The organism is Methylosinus sp. is20ea, from assembly GCF_059718135.1.
The window spans coordinates 3,808,921-3,824,263 of sequence record NZ_AP046088.1; the positions used below are offsets into that span (position 1 = coordinate 3,808,921).

At 67.6% G+C, this 15,343-nt stretch carries 14 protein-coding genes; 11 read left to right on the forward strand and 3 right to left on the reverse strand.

Going from position 1 to position 15,343, the window contains the following annotated elements; translation table 11 throughout:
• Positions 1–18: 18 nt before the first annotated feature.
• The 3 genes from AC6IY7_RS17770 to AC6IY7_RS17780 form a co-directional block, all read right to left on the reverse strand.
• On the reverse strand, positions 19–591 hold the full coding sequence (locus tag AC6IY7_RS17770; protein ID WP_497780724.1) for a TadE/TadG family type IV pilus assembly protein: 573 nt from the start codon (positions 589–591) through the stop codon (positions 19–21).
• Positions 592–615: 24 nt separating this feature from the next.
• A complete protein-coding gene (locus AC6IY7_RS17775; RefSeq protein WP_497780725.1) occupies positions 616–1,212 on the reverse strand; it encodes a TadE/TadG family type IV pilus assembly protein in 597 nt (198 codons plus the stop codon).
• Positions 1,213–1,287: 75 nt separating this feature from the next.
• Positions 1,288–1,932, reverse strand: coding sequence for a DUF1190 domain-containing protein (locus AC6IY7_RS17780; protein WP_497780726.1), 645 nt, complete (start codon positions 1,930–1,932; stop codon positions 1,288–1,290).
• Between the two features lie 222 nt (positions 1,933–2,154).
• Here AC6IY7_RS17780 and AC6IY7_RS17785 point away from each other — a divergent pair, with 222 nt between their 5' ends.
• The 11 genes from AC6IY7_RS17785 (at position 2,155) to AC6IY7_RS17835 (ending at position 15,337) form a co-directional block, all read left to right on the forward strand.
• Complete coding sequence (locus AC6IY7_RS17785; RefSeq protein WP_497780727.1) at positions 2,155–2,742, forward strand: polysaccharide biosynthesis/export family protein; 588 nt, start codon at positions 2,155–2,157, stop codon at positions 2,740–2,742.
• Positions 2,743–2,849: 107 nt separating this feature from the next.
• Positions 2,850–4,220, forward strand: coding sequence for an outer membrane beta-barrel protein (locus AC6IY7_RS17790; protein WP_497780728.1), 1,371 nt, complete (start codon positions 2,850–2,852; stop codon positions 4,218–4,220).
• Between the two features lie 206 nt (positions 4,221–4,426).
• Positions 4,427–5,959, forward strand: coding sequence for an O-antigen ligase family protein (locus AC6IY7_RS17795; RefSeq protein ID WP_497780729.1), 1,533 nt, complete (start codon positions 4,427–4,429; stop codon positions 5,957–5,959).
• Positions 5,953–8,205, forward strand: a complete 2,253-nt coding sequence (locus AC6IY7_RS17800; RefSeq protein ID WP_497780730.1) for a GumC family protein — start codon at positions 5,953–5,955, stop codon at positions 8,203–8,205. The genes AC6IY7_RS17795 and AC6IY7_RS17800 overlap by 7 nt, the downstream gene beginning before the upstream one ends.
• Positions 8,202–8,849, forward strand: a complete 648-nt coding sequence (locus tag AC6IY7_RS17805; RefSeq protein ID WP_497780731.1) for a hypothetical protein — start codon at positions 8,202–8,204, stop codon at positions 8,847–8,849. The genes AC6IY7_RS17800 and AC6IY7_RS17805 overlap by 4 nt, the downstream gene beginning before the upstream one ends.
• A gap of 49 nt (positions 8,850–8,898) precedes the next feature.
• The gene (locus AC6IY7_RS17810; protein WP_497780732.1) at positions 8,899–9,771 is read left to right on the forward strand and encodes an ABC transporter permease; all 873 of its coding nucleotides are present in this window, start codon (positions 8,899–8,901) and stop codon (positions 9,769–9,771) included.
• Positions 9,768–11,066, forward strand: a complete 1,299-nt coding sequence (locus AC6IY7_RS17815) for an ABC transporter ATP-binding protein (protein ID WP_497780733.1) — start codon at positions 9,768–9,770, stop codon at positions 11,064–11,066. The genes AC6IY7_RS17810 and AC6IY7_RS17815 overlap by 4 nt, the downstream gene beginning before the upstream one ends.
• Positions 11,067–11,081: 15 nt before the next feature.
• Complete coding sequence (locus AC6IY7_RS17820) at positions 11,082–12,251, forward strand: glycosyltransferase (RefSeq protein WP_497780734.1); 1,170 nt, start codon at positions 11,082–11,084, stop codon at positions 12,249–12,251.
• Positions 12,245–13,201, forward strand: a complete 957-nt coding sequence (locus AC6IY7_RS17825; protein ID WP_497780735.1) for a glycosyltransferase family 2 protein — start codon at positions 12,245–12,247, stop codon at positions 13,199–13,201. Before AC6IY7_RS17820 ends, AC6IY7_RS17825 begins: the two co-directional genes overlap by 7 nt.
• Positions 13,198–14,094 carry a glycosyltransferase family 2 protein gene (locus AC6IY7_RS17830; protein ID WP_497780736.1) on the forward strand — a complete coding sequence of 299 codons (897 nt, stop codon included), beginning with the start codon at positions 13,198–13,200 and terminating at the stop codon, positions 14,092–14,094. Before AC6IY7_RS17825 ends, AC6IY7_RS17830 begins: the two co-directional genes overlap by 4 nt.
• Before the next feature lie 55 nt (positions 14,095–14,149).
• On the forward strand, positions 14,150–15,337 hold the full coding sequence (locus tag AC6IY7_RS17835; RefSeq protein ID WP_497780737.1) for a glycosyltransferase family 4 protein: 1,188 nt from the start codon (positions 14,150–14,152) through the stop codon (positions 15,335–15,337).
• Positions 15,338–15,343: the final 6 nt, after the last annotated feature.

Sequence of the window (15,343 nt, forward strand, 5' to 3'; positions counted from 1 at the left end):
GTCGTGCCGCCTTTTCCCTCAGTTCACCCGCTGAACGGATGAGGTGATACGTGGATTGATGTAGAAGGTGTAGCGGATCGGCACGGCGGGGATCATCTTCGTGGCGAAAGGCGGCGTGTAGTCGTAACGCACATAGGCGTAGATCAGCCATGTGCTCGCCTGCGCCATGCCGGTGGGAAGAATGAAAGTCGATCCATCGACCAGCTTCGTCGTGTTGAACGGCTCGTTCCAGACGACCGTCGTCGCGCCGTGCGCATCTGTCGCGAGCTCGGCGAGGACGATCGTCAGATTCGCGCTCGAGAAGGGCGCGATGATCTGCGTCGAGGCGTTCAATATGGTGGTGAGGTCCGCGGTGGAGACGAGCGCTCGCCGCGCGACGAGATCCGTCAGCGTGCGTCCCGTGATCGCCACCTTGCGGCTGATGCTGAGCGCTTCTCCGAGCGTGAACTCGCAGACGAGGATCAGCACCGCGATCGGAATCATCAGCGCGAACTCGACCGCGATCATGCCGCGCTCGTCGCGCCGCAGCGCGCGCGCGCCACGCCGCATTTGCCGGCCGGAGATCGAGACGAGGCGACTGAGACAACGCATTCGCAAGGGGTCGGCTTCCGATCTTTAAGAGTAGGGCTCCACCTGGAATACGGCGGTGGCCATCAACAGACGTCTACCATTGGCGAGATTGGCCAGATTGAATCCGAGCGGCCCGCCGACGATGGGAAACTGATAGATCACGCGCAGCACGAGGATGGCGCCGACGCCGCCGGTCTGGAACTTCCAGCTATTGGTGACGTTGCCGCTGGAATCATAAGTGAGCGTCGGCGCCGATGTGTCGACGGAGGAGAAGGCGCTCGCGGTCTGCAGATCGATCAGCACCTGCGAGCAGGTGAACAGCGCCGTGAGACCGCTACAGACCTTGGTGGTGAATTGCTCCCGATTGAGGCCGCTCTTCTGGACCTCACCGGTCAAAAGCGTGCGCGCCGATTTCTCGACGGCGGATTCGAGCTCCTGCTGCGCGAGAAACACGACGCCGACCTGGCAGATCGCGATCAGAACCGCGAACAGCGGAGCGGCGATGAAGGCGAATTCGACGATCGCCGCGCCGCGACGGCAGGCGAGAAGCCCCGCGCCGCTCGGGCGGGGCCTCGGGCGAAGGGGCGTTTTGCTCGGCGGCGCCTCGCGCGTCGTTCGACGGACGGATTCTTCGATTTGCATGCGCGTCCTCGCTTCGCGCCGCAGGATCGCCGGGGCCGGCAAAGAAACGGTTACCAGAGCTAGACTATTCGGCGCCTATCGCCGTGATCGCATCGGCGCGCAGCCGCTCGCCGGATCGCCCTTGTCGGTCGGCTCCAGAAATGCAGCGCAGTCGAAATCGGGATCGACCGGCGCGCGCGGCGGCGTCGGGCCGGCGGGCCCGTCCGGGCTCGACACGCCGAACTCCCCGCCTCCGCCGGGCGCGCTCGTCGGCGCCTGCGCGGCCCTCGGATTGATCGACGCGTCGCGTCGCAGCGCCGAACGCGGCGCAAATCGCAGATCGCCGGCCAGAGGCGTCACGGTCGAGGGCGTCACGGTCACGTCGCGCTCCGATCGCGCCGTGATGCGAAATCCGCGCTGGCGCGGCGAGAAATAGACGGCGGTCTTTTTCCCGGCCCATCCGTCCGCGCCGAGAAAGCCGAGCGAGCAGCCCCCAGCCCCATAGGCGCGCTCGCAGAGGCCGCGTTGCGGAAAACGGGGCGCCTTCTCCTCGAATTCGGCGGCGGCGTTGCTCTCGGCGAAGGCGCAGAGCTCGGCCGGAAAACGTCCGCTCGCGGCGCAATTGCGGGCGGAGGAGAAGACAAAGGCGCCCCTCGCCGATTCCGCCGCCGCGGCGCAGGGCGGCGCCGCCGGCGAAAGCAGCAGCAGAGCCGCGGTGAAAACCCGTCTCGCGGTCGCCATGCGCGGCGCCCTCTCATGTCCCTCGCGCGCGGCCGGCGCCGGCGCGGGACGTTGTTTTGCGCGGCTTTGCCGCAAATCCGTCCGATCGTGTAGCGTCGCGCCGCGCAAAAGTCACCGGCGCCGCTCGCCGCGAGGCGCTCGGACGTGATATTGACGCGCTGCGCGCGGGGCACTTATCTACTCCCGCTGCGCGCCATTCCAGGACGAGGACATTCGAAATCGATGTCGTTTTTCCGTTCAGCCGGCCTCTGCCTCTCGCTCTGCCTCCTTCTGACGGGATGCGACGGCGGCTCCAATCTCGGTCCGGTCTCCGCGGAGGAGCGCGAGGCGCTGATTCGCAACGCGGCGACGACCGCGCCGAATCTGCAGCCGGGCGAGAAAATTCGCGTCACCGTCTTCGGCGAGGACAGGCTGTCGGGAGAATATGAGATCGATCCGGCGGGCTATATCTCGCTGCCGCTGGCCGGCACGGTGAAGGCGGCGGGCTCGAGCAAGCCGCAGCTCGAACAGGAATTGGCCAAAAAATTCCGCGGCGAATATTTGCGCAATCCCAAAGTGACCGTCGATGTCGCGAGCTTTCGCCCCTTCTATATCCTCGGCGAGGTCGGCAAGCCCGGCGAATATGCCTATAAGAGCGGACTCAATGTGATGAGCGCCACTGCGCTCGCCGGCGGCTCGACCTATCGGGCGAGCCGATCGACCATTCTCATCCAGCATGTGGGCGAGCAGGGTTTCAAGGAATATCCGCTGGCTCCGACGATCCCCGTGCTGCCCGGCGATCTCATTCGCGTGCCGGAGCGCTATTTTTGACGGCCGTCCCTCGGACGCCCGCGCGCGCCGCCCCTGCACAGAGCCGCGGCGAAGGCTTGACTGCGAGCGCGTTTCACCTACAAGCTGAACGCGTTCGAGAGGGCGTTATGAAGAGCAATTTGCTGCCGAATGGCGTCGCGGCGGGGATCGCGCTCCTCATATCCGCCGTCGCCGGCTCCGTCGCCAAGGGCGAGGACGTTCCGGCCGGCGTCACCGCCATGGGCGCCAATCCAGAGGAAGGCTTGGCGATCGAGGGGTGGATCGTCTATCCCTCCCTCTTCATCGGCTCGGTCTTCAACGACAATATTTATTCGACCGCTTATAATCGCCGCGCCGATGTCGGCGTCCGCGTGCGGCCGTCGATTCAGGCGGGCGTCGACAATGGCCTGCACAAGACCACGGCCTATCTGAGCGCCGACGCCCAGCTCTATCCGGGATTGGGCTCGCAATTTCGGCTGTCGCCCACGCCGACGACGGATGTCGACCCGACCAATCTGACCGGGCGCGCCGGACTGAACCATATCTGGTCGCCGTTCAGCGACCTGAACGTGTATCTCACTGTCGACTACACCCGGCAGAACGGCTTGTTCGGCTCCAATTTCGGGGCGAGCGCGCCCGCCGTCTATTTTCCGGTCGGCTATACGGTGTCGGCCTCTCAGCAGTTTTCCAATCAGCTCTCCGGCTCCGTCGCTGTCGAGAAGAAGATTTCCGACTGGTTCGTGCGCGCCTCGACCGGCGTGCAATATGTCGCCTATGACAGCCGGCCGAGCGGCAGTTTCCCGTTTCTGGACGCGAGCGGCGACGCGCAGAACGGATTGAGCTACACGGCCGCGCTGCGCGGCGGCCTGTGGCTCTCGCCGATGATCTACGGCTTCGTCGAGCCGGCGCTCGATCTGCGCCGCTACGAGAATTCGATCTCGGACACCAATGGCTATCGAATCATCGGCGGATTCGGGTCGGACCTCGTCAGCCTGTTCCGCGGCGAGGTCTATGGCGGCTTTCAGAGCCAGTCGAGCGAGCAGAATTTCCCCGGCGGCGAGGTCTCCAAGCCGACCTATGGCGCGCGGCTGCGCTATTTTCCGACGCCTTATCTGACATTCACCGCGACCGTCGACCAGACGCTGGTCGCCTCCGCCGCGCCGACCGCTTTCGCCGCCCGTCTCGGCCAATGGTCGCCGGCGAATCTGAGCACGCAGTCCAAGCTCCAGATCGATTACGCCTTCTCGCCCTTCTGGACCGCCTATTTGCGCGGCGGCTATGGCGAGACGCGCTGGACCAACTCGCCGCGCGCCGACGCCGTCTGGGCGGCCGGCGTCGGCCTCGGCTACACATTCTGGCGCAATATGGCGATCACGCTGGACTATCAGTTCCAGAAGACCAGCTCCAACGCCGGCGGCCTGTTCAACGCCCCGAATGTCGCCACGGATTGGGGCTATGCGCAGAATGTCGTGTCGGCCGGCCTGACCTATCGCTATTGAGCGCGACGGGAACGGAACCCCGGTCACGCGGAAACGGCGCGCGCGCCGACATCCTCGGCTTCATCTCGCAGGCGATCGGCCCTTCGCGCCCGGCGGTCTCGACCCGTCGTCCCTCCCGGCGATATGATCGGCCGCGCGCTCCGGCGCGTCTCTCCGCAACCGCGCCGACGGGTGAAAACGCCGCATTTCACCCGAATGGCGGCAGCATGGAAAAGCGCCTTTTGCCCGAATTCGCGCCCTGGTCGCGGGAGGCCCCGCCCCCGCCCGCCGCATCCCACGCGGAGCCGACGCCCAGCCGGTTCGCCGCGCTGTGGGCGGAGGGCGGCTTCGAGGCCCTGCTGCTCTGCGGTCTGATCGCCGGCCTGGCCTGGGCGCCGTTCTGGCTCGGCGGCAATCGCCTGCCGGCCTGGGGCGTGAACGGGCTCTATTTCCCGGCGCTGGTCATTCTCTTCGAGCTCGGCGTCCTTTTCGCGGGGCGCAGCCATCCCGTTTCGATCGCGATGATCGCCGGTCCGGCAGCGCTCTTCGGCGCAGTTTCGCTATGGATCGTCTTCCAGGCGTCGCCCCTCGCCGCGGGAGCCTTCGCCCATCCGATCTGGGGCATGGCGAGCGAGATGCTCGAGCGTCCTCTCGAGGGCGGTGTCTCCGTCGACCGCGGCCAGACGCTCGTCTCGCTCCTGCGCCTCACGACGGCGGCGAGCGTCTTCTGGCTCGCGCTCCAATTGTCGCGCCGCGCGCGCCGCGCGCAACTGCTGCTGGAGGCCATCGCCATCATCGTCGCGGCCTATGCCGCCTATGGGCTCGTTCTCTCGACGTTCTTCTCGGCGACCATCCCCTTCTTCGACGCGCCCGCGCAGGGGCTCTTTGTCCGCTCCACCTTCGTCAATCGCAATAATTTCGCCACTTATGCGGGCCTCGGCCTGGTGACGATGCTCGCGCTCATCGTCCCGCTCGCCGACCGCGACGCGCCGACGCGACCCGGCTCGCGCGCCTATCGCTTCGCGCAGCTCGTCGAAACGGCCGGGCTGCGCGGCTGGCTCCTGCTCGCGGCGGGTTTCGTGATTTTCGTCGCGCTGCTCGGGACGGTCTCGCGCGGCGGCGTTCTCGCGACGATTCTCGGCGCCTGCGCCCTTCTCGGCGTCGCTTATTCGCGTGGCCGACGCCGCCGCGGCGAAAACGCGGGAGCGATCGCCCTCGTCCTCGCCGGGCTCGGCGCGACGATCTTCTTCTTCGGCGATCTGATCGTCGGACGCTTGCTCGCCTCCGGCCTCGACGACGGCAGCCGCCTCGCGGTCTTTTCGATCGCCATGCGCGCGATCCTCGACACGCCTTTCCTCGGCTATGGCTATGGCGTCTTCGCCGATGTGTTTCCGCTCTATCGCGATCGCTCGATTCCGACGGCCGATATTTGGGACAAGGCGCATAACGCCTATCTCGAGGTCTTTCTGGGCCTCGGTCTCGTCCTTGGAACGGCGCTCGTCGGCGCGCTCGTCTGGCTCGCGGCGAAATGTTTCATCGGCGCGGCCGCGCGTCGGAGCGCGCCCGCCCCTTCCACGGCGGCCGCGGCGTGCTCCCTGCTGGTCGGCGTCCATGCTCTCGTCGATTTCGGCGTTCAGATCGAGGCCGTGGCCCTCACCTATATGGCCATTCTCGGCGCCGGCGTCGCGCAGGCCGAGAGCTCGCGCCACTGCCTGTCCGATCGGCCACCAGGACATCGAGAAAGAAACATTCGATGCTGAAACGTCTCGACGCGCAAAGGGACGCGCCTGCGCCGGCGGAAGCGGACGGAGGCTTCGACATACATGGCTATGTCAATTTCGTCTGGCGCCAATGGAAACTGATCGCCGGCGTGACGGCGCTGTTCCTCCTCGTCGCCGCCGTCGAGATCGCGCGGACGACGCCGCTCTACACCGCATCGGCGCAGCTGCTCCTCGATCCGCGCAAGGAGAAGGCCGGCGGGCAGGACGCCATCATGACCGAGGCCGCTCTCGATCTCCCGACGATCGAAAGCCAGATCGCGATCATCCGATCGAGCGCTCTGCTGCGGCGCGTCGTGGAAAAAGAGCGGCTCGTCGACGATCTGGAGTTCGGCGGCGCGCGGGCGCGCGGCGGCGCAGGCGACGGGCTCCTCGACCGATTGCGCGGCCTGCTCTCGCGCAATGCGCCGCCGAGATCCGCGCCCGACCGGCTCGCGCCGAAATCATCGCTCGAAGCGTCCGCGGAGACGACCGCCACTGTGGAGAACGTCAAGCTGGCGGTCGCCGTCGCGCGCGCCGGCCAAGCCTATGTGATCAACGTTTCCTTCACCTCCTCGGACAAGGAGAAGGCCGCGCGTCTCGCCAATGCGGTCGCCGACGCCTATGTCGTCGACAAGCTCGACGCGCGCTTCGAGGCGGCGCGGCGCGCCTCCGCCTGGCTGTCGGACCGCCTCGTCGAGCTGCGCCAGCAGCTGCGCGAGTCGGAGGAGGCGGTGGCGCGCTTTCGCGCCGAGAATAACCTTTCCGGCTCCACCCCGGGCGCGACGCTCAATCAGGACCAGCTCGCCCAGCTCACGGGCCGTCTCGTCCAGGCGCGCGCGGAGGCGGCCGACAAGAAGGCGCGGCTCGAGACGCTGCAGAAGATCGAGGCGCGCGGCGGCAATATCACGCAGCTGCCGGACGTCGCCAATGGCGCGATCGCGGAATTGCGCCGACAGGCGAATGATCTCTCGCGCCAGGAGGCCGAGCTGCTGGCGCGCTACAACGCCAATCATCCGTCGGTCGTCAATCTTCGCGCTCAGATAACCGACGTCAATCGCGCCATCGGCGCCGAGGCGCAGCGGCTCGCCGCCAACATGCGCAATGAATATGAGCTCGCGAGAGCGCGACAGGAGGCGGTCGAGAGGACGCTGCGCGAAATCAACGGCGCCAATGATCTCGACAATACGAAAGCCATCACGCTGCGCGAATTGGAGCGCACCGCGGCCGTCAACAAGAGCCTCTTCGAGGATTTCCTGCAGCGCGAGCGCGTCACGCAGGAGCAGTCGACCTTCGAGACGCGCGACGCGCGCATCATCACGCCGGCTCTGGCGCCGATGACGCCGACCTCGCCCAAGACGATGCAGACCATGCTCGTCGCCCTGTTTCTCGGCCTGATGGCCGGAACGCTCGGCGCCTATGCGCTGGAGACGTTCAACGCCGGCTTCACCACGCCGCGCGAGATCGAGGATTTCCTTGCTCTGCCGCTGCTCGCCTCGATCTCGAAAATGGACCAGCGCGAGCTCTCGGTGAATGGCGTCGTGCTGTCCATTCCCGAATATCCGCTCGCCAAGCCGCTGTCGCGCCTCAGCGAAGCGCTGCGCTCGCTGCGCAGCGCGATACAGATGAGCGACGTCGACAATCCGCCCAAGGTGCTGCAATTCACCTCGACGATTCCCGGCGAGGGAAAATCCACGCTCGCCATAGCGCTCGCCGGCTCGGCGGCGCAATCGGGACAAAAGGTCCTCGTCATCGACGGCGATCTGCGGCGCCCTTCCGCCTCGCGATATTTCGGCGCGGAGAAAAGTCTCGGCCTCGTCGACTGCCTGGTCGGCGCGGCGGAGCTGCAATCGACGATCATCTACAGCGAGACCTTGAAGCTGTGGTTTCTCCCGGCGGGCGGCAAGACGCAAAATCCGCCGGATCTGCTCTTGTCCGAGCGGCTGAAGACGCTCGTCGCGAGCCTGCGCGAGCAATTCGATCTCGTCGTCATCGACACGCCGCCGATCGGGCCGGTCGTCGATCCGCTCATCATCTCCAATCTCGTCGACAAAGTCGTCTTCATCGTGCGCTGGGCGTCCACGGCGCGCGAAATGGTGGCGCATTCGATCGAGCGGCTGTCCGGTCACAAGAAAGTGGCGGGCGTCGTGTTCAATCACACGATCGACGCCCAGGCGCAGAAATACGGCAAATACGCCTATTCCTATTATTACAGCGGCCGCTACTACAAGAAATACTACACCGAATGAGAAGGCTGCTGGAATTGCGCCTCTGGACCGCGGTCGTCGTCGTCGCGCTCGCCGGTTGCGCCATGCTCGCGGCCGGCCGGCTGCTCGCCTTCGGCCTCGCCGACCTCGCCGCAGAGCCGACGAATGCGGCGAAGACGCTCGCCCCCTTCATCGACGATCCCATGGTGGGAGCGCTGGCCGAAGCGCGGCTGCTCGAGCTCGACGCAGGCGCGAGCGACCGCGATCGGCGCGAGCGGCTGAGCCGTCTCTTGTCGCGCATTCCGCTCTCCGGCGGCGCGTGGCTCGCTTTCGCACAGGCGCGTTTCGAAACCGACGAGGCTATGGGACAAGTCGAGAGCGCGCTCGCAATGTCGAGCCTCGTCGCGCCCAATGAAGGCTGGCTGATGAGCCGGCGCACGGCCTTCGCCGTTCCGCTCTGGCCACGGCTCTCCGTCGCGGCGCGCCGCAACCTCGTCGCCGATCTCCTCGGCGGCTGGGAGGGAGCGCCGGGCGTCGAGCGCGAGGCGCTCGTCTCGATCGTCTATCTGTCGCCGAGCGAGACGAAGGAGGACATGAGAGAGGCCCTTTTGCGAGCGGGCGCCGCGGGCGAGCGCGTCGTCGCCGAGCTCGGCCTCGCGTCCGCGCCGAACGGGCCGCCTCGATGAGATCGCGACGCCGGGCCGATCGCGGCCTCTCCTATGGAGACGAGCCGAAATGGACCAGCTGACCTCGACTCATGTCGGCGAAGGAACGCCGTCGCCGCGCGCGCGCAAGCCGATCACCGTCATCGAAGCGCGCCCCGGCTGGCGCGTCTTCGATTTCCGCGAGGCGTTCGCTTATCGCGAGCTGCTCTATGTCCTCGCGGCGCGCGACCTCAAAGTGCGTTACAAGCAGACGGCGCTCGGCGCCGCATGGGCGCTGCTGCAGCCGCTGACGATGATGATCGTCCTCTCCATCGTCTTCGGACGTCTCGCCGGCGTTCCATCGGATGGCGCGCCCTATCCGGTCTTCGCCATCGCAGGTCTCCTGCCCTGGACCCTCTTCGCCAATGTCGCGCCGACGGCGGGCAATTCGCTCGTCGTCTCGGCGCATATTCTCACCAAGGTGTATTTCCCGCGCATATTGATTCCGCTGTCGACCGCGGGCGCGCCGCTCGTCGATTTCGCGATCTCCGCTCTGCTGCTCGTCGCCGTGCTGGCGTGGAGCCATATCGGCTTTCATTGGAGCCAGCTCGCGGCGCCCTTCTTCGTGCTCGGCGCCATGATCGCAGCGCTGGGCGTCGGCGTGCTGCTGTCGGCGCTCACCGTCGCCTATCGCGATTTCCGCCATATCGTGCCGTTTCTCATCCAATTCTGGATGTTCGCCTCGCCGGTCGCCTATCCGGTCGCCCTCGTGCCGGCGGAGTGGCGCTGGCTCTATTTTCTCAATCCGATGGCGGGAATGATCGACGGCTTCCGTCACGCGCTCATCGGAACGGCCCCGGATTTTTGCGGCGTCGCCCTCTCCGGCGCCTCCGCTCTCGCCATTTTCTGCGTCGGCGTCGCCTATTTCGCGCGGGTCGAACGCCGTTTCGCGGACATAGTATGAAAACGACGAGGCGAGGCGGAACGGCGATCCGCGCCGAAGGCGTGTCGAAGCGCTATCGCATCGGCAAGACCGCGCCCGCTTATCACACGCTGCGCGAAGCGCTGGCCGCCGCCGTCGCCGCCCCCTTCGCGCGGCTGCGCGGCCGCCCCCCTGCGCCGGAAGACGACGCGGCCTTCTGGGCGCTGCGCGACGTCTCCTTCGAGATCGCCGAGGGCGAGATCGTCGGCGTCGTCGGCCGCAATGGCGCCGGCAAGTCGACGCTGCTCAAAATCCTCTCGCGCATCACCGATCCGACGGAAGGCCGCGTCACTCTCGAGGGCCGCGTCGCCAGCCTGCTCGAGGTGGGCACCGGATTCCATTCGGAGCTCACCGGCCGCGAGAATGTCTTTCTCAACGGCTCCATTCTCGGAATGCGCCGCGCCGACATAACGAAGCGCTTCGACGCCATCGTCGATTTCGCCGAGATCGAGCGCTTCATCGACACGCCGGTCAAACATTATTCGAGCGGAATGCATATGCGCCTCGCTTTCGCGGTGGCGGCCCATCTCGAGCCGGACATTCTCGTCGTCGACGAGGTGCTGGCGGTCGGCGACGCGCGCTTCCAACAAAAATGTCTCGGCAAGATCGACGAGGTCTCGCGCCGCAGCGGCCGCACCGTGCTGCTCGTCAGCCATAATCTCGCTGCGGTGAAGAGTCTGGCGACGAGCGGCCTCGTCTTGGACCGTGGGCGGCTCGTGCTGCAGGGCGGCGTCGACGAGGCGATCGCGGCCTATGGCCGGCTCCAGCAGGACGGCGCGACGGACGCAGCGGAGCGCGACTGGGGCGCGGGCGCGCATACGCGCATACGCTCGGTCGAGATGATCGGACCGGATGGCCCGACGCGCGTCTATGTGCCGGGAACGCCGCTGCGTCTGCGCATCCTGCTCGACACGGACGGAACGCCCGGCCTCTCTGTCGATGTGTTCCTGACCAATGCGCTGCGCGCGCGTATCGCGCTCTGGTCCATGCATCATTTCGACGCCATGTCGCTGCCGACCGAGCCCGGCGCCTATGAGCTCACGATAGAGGCGGCGCCGATCTTTCTGGCGTCGGGAGCTTATTGCATCGATGTCGCCACGGCGGTCACGATGGTGAATTGGGATCATCAGGTCTATGAGGCGATCGAGTTCGAAACGCCCTTCTCGAATGTCGGAGGGGGAAGCTGGGACTTCAAGCAATCCTTCGGCTATGGCTTCGTGGCGCTGCCCTCGATCGCTCCGCCGACGCTGGCGAAGCTCGGCGAGCGCACGGACTGACCGGAGAAACGCGGCGTGAATCTCCTCTATTGCGGCTGCCCTCCGGTCGAACGCTCCCGTCACGGCTCGCTGTTTCTCTATCGGCTGCTGGAGAGCTGGCCGGCCGAACGTCTGCGGATCGTCGAGGGCTATCTCGGGCCGTCCGACGCCGATCATCGTCTGCCCGGCGTGCGCTATGCGGCGCTGACGCGCAAGCCGCCGCGCCTCCAGACCACGCGCTTCGCGCCCTGGTTCGAGGCGGCGGTCGAGCGCCTCGCCGCTTTCGACGCGCATCGCCTGGCGCGCTGCGTCGGCGACTGGCGCGTCGACGCCGTCGTCACCGTGGGGCAATATAATTCCTGGCGCACGGCGGCGGCCTTCGCCACGCGTCGCGGCCTGCCTCTCCATTTGATCGTCCATGACGACTGGCCGCGCATGTCGCTGCGCGGCGAGGCGCATCGGCGCGCGCTCGATCGGCAATTCGGCGCCGTCTATCGGCGAGCCGCGTCGCGGCTCTGCATTTCCGCCAGAATGGCGGAGGCCTATGCCGCGCGCTACGGCGTCGAGGGAAGCGTCCTGCCGCCCTTCCGCGGCCGCGACGCAGTGGCGCCGGCGCCGTCCGCTCGACCGGATCGTCCCTTCACGCTGGTCTTCGCGGGAAGCGTCTATTCGCCGGGCTATATCGCGGCGCTTCGCGACGCCGCCGCCGCCGCGGCGACGATCGGCGGGCGGCTGCTGATCTTCGGCTCGCTCGCCGCGACGCATGCGGAGGCGATGGAGCTTTGCGGCCCAACAGTGGAGGTCGGCGGCATGATCCCGGCGGCGGATTTCCTCTCGCAGATCGCGGCGCGCGCGGATGCGCTATTTCTTCCCATGTCGCTCTGCCCGGACGAGCAGCGCGTGATGCGCCTCTCCTTTCCGAGCAAGCTCGCCGACTATACGCTGATGCGCTTGCCGATCCTGCTCTATGGCCCGCGCGATTGCTCGGCGGCGGCTTGGTCGCGCGCCAATGGCGACGCGCTGCTGCATGTCGAGACGCCGGATGTGGCGGCGCTCGCCGCGGCGCTGGGCGCGCTCGCGCGCGATCCGCAGCTGCGGCGGCGCCTCGGCGAGACGGCCGGCGCCGCCGGCGATCGCGATTTCGCGCATCGGTCGGCGCTGGCGACATTCGAGGCGGCGCTCCGCCGCGGCGCGGCGCCATGTTAGACGGCGCCGCCGAGCCGCGGATCAGCGCGATCGTTGCGACCTTCGATCGCCCGCAATCGTTGCGGCGTCTGCTGGCTTCGCTGGCGGCGCAGACGCTGCCGGTCGCCGAGATCGTCATCGCCGACGGCGGCGGCGACCCGGAGACCCGCGCGGTCGCCGAGGACCCCGCCTGGGGCGCGCGCGGTCTCGCGATCCGCCTGCTCGCCGTTTCGCCGCCCAATGCGGTGCGGCAGCGGCGCGCCGCCGTCGCCGCCTCGCGCGGCGATCTGCTGCTGCTGGTGGACGACGATGTCGAGCTCGAGGCGGACTGCGTCGCCGAGCTCGCGCGGGCGCTCGCGGCGAGGGCCGACAGCGTCGGCGCGATGGCGGATTTGAGCAATGAAGGCTGGCCGCCGCCGACCCGCCCCTGGCGTTTCGCGCTGCGCTGCGGGCTCGGCATGCGCGAGGGCGAATGGCAGGGGCGCGTGATCGGCCCGCTGCTGCGCTTCGGCTATTCGCCGACGCCCGCGGAGATCGTCCCGATCGACTGGATCAGCGCCTGCGGCTCCCTTATCCGGCGATCGGCCTATGAGGCCGCGGGCGGATTTTCGGATTTCTTCCTGCATCGCTGCACGATGAATGAGGACATCGATCTCTCCTTGAAGCTGCGTCGTTTCGGCGCGCTCTATCTCGCGCCACGCGCGCGCCTCGCGCATTTCCATGCGCCGGCCGGCCGAGTGACGGCGGAGATCGCCGCCGAGGATGATGTGTTCAACCGCTATATGATCCTGCGCCGCACGCTCGGACGCTCGCGCGCCTATGCGCTTTTCCTGATCATCGCCTACGCCATTCTGGAATCTCTCGGCTCGACGCGCCGGCTGTCGGGCGCCGCCGGGGTCCGCACGCGCGAGATTTTGCGTGGGCGGTCGAGAGGCCTCGGGCGCATCATCGCCGGCCGAGCCGATCGATGAGCGGCGCCGCGAGCCCATCCACGGTCGATCGGCCGAAGATCACCGCGACAGTGACCGCTTTCGCGCGGATCGCGCAGACGCTGGACACTGTGCGCCGGCTCGAATCCTGTCGTCCGCCGCCCGCGGAGATCATCGTGCATGTGGACGCCGCGCGCCATGATTGCGCCGCCGCCGTGCGCGCAGCCTTTCCGGCGGCGCGCGTCATCGTCAGCGAGACGGGCGTCGGACCGGGCGGCGGCCGCAATCGCCTGATGGAGGCCGCGAGGCACGAGCTCGTCGCCGCTTTCGACGACGATTCCTATCCGATCGACGCCGACTTCTTCGCGCGCGCCGCCGCGCTCTTCGACTCTCTGCCGGGAGTTTCCCTGGCGACGGCGCAGATCGTCCATCCCGGAGAAGCGCTCGCGCCGGATCGGCGCGTCATCCGCGCGACCGGCGGCTTCAACGGCGGCGGCGCCGTGTTTCGGCGCAGCCATCTCCTCGAGACCGGCGGCTATCTGCCGCTGCCGATCGCCTATGGCGTCGAGGAGGAAGACATGGCGCTACGCCTGATCGATCGCGGACGGCTGCTGGTCTTCACGCCCTTTCTGCGCGTGTTTCACAATACCGATCGCGCGCATCACGCCGAGCCGCGTGTGAATGCGGCGACCATCGCCAATATCGCGCTGCTCGCCTTCTTGCGCTATCCGCCGCGCTTCTATCCGCGCGCGATGCTGCAGCTCGCCAATCGAGTTCGATTCTGCCTACGGATGGGGCGGCTGCGCGGCTGCGCCTCCGGATTGGGGATGATCCCGCTCCATCTTTGGCGGATGCGCGCGCATCGACGTCTCGTATCCGCGGCCGCTGTCACCGAGAAGCGCGCATTGCGCAAGGGAGCCTGGACCGATTTCTGACCGAGACGCCACGGATTGGATCGTCTGCCAGATCGGCGCGCGCGAGCATTATGCTTTGCCCGCCGCGCTTTCCGAGCGCGGCCTGCTGCGCGCGCTCGTCACCGATATATGGCTGCCGCCCGATCGGCCGTGGAGCCGCGCGCTGCGCGCCGCGAGCTTGCGTCTCGCCTCCCGCTATGCGGCGGAGCTCGCAGGAGCGCGCGTCTTCGCCGACACGGTCCCGTCGCTTCTGTCGCGCAGCGCCGCGCGGATCGCGCCGAAAGGCGCGAATTGGTCGGGCGTCTCGGCCGACAATCGCCGCTTCGACCGTTTTTCCGCCGCGCGATTGCTGCGGATGCCGGCGTCCCCCGGCGGCGTCGCGCTCTGCTATAGCTATGCGGCGTCGTGGACGCTACGCGCCGCGAGGAGCCGCGGCTTCGCCACCATTCTGAACCAGATCGACGGCGGCCCGCAGGAGGCCCGGCTGATCTCGGCGCTGGCCGAAGGCGAGGGATCGAGAGCGGCGGCCGCGCCTCCGGAGGCCTATTGGCGCAGCTGGCGCGACGAATGCGAGACGGCGGATATGATCCTCGTCAACTCCGCCTGGGCGCGAGATTGTCTCATCGCCGAGGGCGTCGCGCGCGAAAAGCTCAGCGTCGTTCCATTGATGTATCGCGCCGAGAGACCGAGCGTGAAACCGCGCTATCCCGCGCGCTTCGACGCGGACGATCCGCTCACCGTCCTTTTTCTCGGCGCCTTCTCGCCGCGCAAAGGCGCGCGGACGCTGCTGGAGGCCGCCGCCGCCCTGCGGGACCAGCCGGTCCAATTCCTCATCGTCGGCCGCGACGAGCTGGGCGCCGCCGCGCAAAAGGACTATGCCAATATTCGTTTCGTCGGCGAGGTTCCGCGCGGCGAAACGCCGAATTTCTATCGAAAGGCGCATGTGTTCGTCCTGCCGACGCATTCCGACGGATTCGCGCTCACGCAGCTCGAGGCGCAGGCGCATGGGCTGCCGGCGATCGTCTCCCGCCGCTGCGGGGACGTCGTTCTCGACGGCGTGAGCGGCCTCGTGCTGGCGGAGCCGAGCGCCGCGGCGCTTCGCGACGCGATCCTCTGGGCGCTGGGCCATCCCGAGCGCCTTTGCGCCATGTCGGCGCGCGCGAGCGCCCGCGCCGAAGATTTCGATCCGGCCAGAGTGGTCGAGCAGCTGCGCGAAATGGGCCGCGAGGCGCTTCGCCGGCGCGACCTCGGCGCGGGAGCCTAGCGGCGC

Coding starts and splice junctions, on each gene's coding strand:
- AC6IY7_RS17800 (WP_497780730.1), top strand. CDS start 5,953: ATGCTGAAACGTCTCGACGCGCAAAGGGACGCGCCTGCGCCGGCGGAA.
- AC6IY7_RS17775 (WP_497780725.1), bottom strand. CDS start 1,212: ATGCAAATCGAAGAATCCGTCCGTCGAACGACGCGCGAGGCGCCGCCG.
- AC6IY7_RS17825 (WP_497780735.1), top strand. CDS start 12,245: ATGTTAGACGGCGCCGCCGAGCCGCGGATCAGCGCGATCGTTGCGACC.
- AC6IY7_RS17795 (WP_497780729.1), top strand. CDS start 4,427: ATGGAAAAGCGCCTTTTGCCCGAATTCGCGCCCTGGTCGCGGGAGGCC.
- AC6IY7_RS17770 (WP_497780724.1), bottom strand. CDS start 591: ATGCGTTGTCTCAGTCGCCTCGTCTCGATCTCCGGCCGGCAAATGCGG.
- AC6IY7_RS17805 (WP_497780731.1), top strand. CDS start 8,202: ATGAGAAGGCTGCTGGAATTGCGCCTCTGGACCGCGGTCGTCGTCGTC.
- AC6IY7_RS17785 (WP_497780727.1), top strand. CDS start 2,155: ATGTCGTTTTTCCGTTCAGCCGGCCTCTGCCTCTCGCTCTGCCTCCTT.
- AC6IY7_RS17780 (WP_497780726.1), bottom strand. CDS start 1,932: ATGGCGACCGCGAGACGGGTTTTCACCGCGGCTCTGCTGCTGCTTTCG.
- AC6IY7_RS17830 (WP_497780736.1), top strand. CDS start 13,198: ATGAGCGGCGCCGCGAGCCCATCCACGGTCGATCGGCCGAAGATCACC.
- AC6IY7_RS17790 (WP_497780728.1), top strand. CDS start 2,850: ATGAAGAGCAATTTGCTGCCGAATGGCGTCGCGGCGGGGATCGCGCTC.
- AC6IY7_RS17810 (WP_497780732.1), top strand. CDS start 8,899: ATGGACCAGCTGACCTCGACTCATGTCGGCGAAGGAACGCCGTCGCCG.
- AC6IY7_RS17815 (WP_497780733.1), top strand. CDS start 9,768: ATGAAAACGACGAGGCGAGGCGGAACGGCGATCCGCGCCGAAGGCGTG.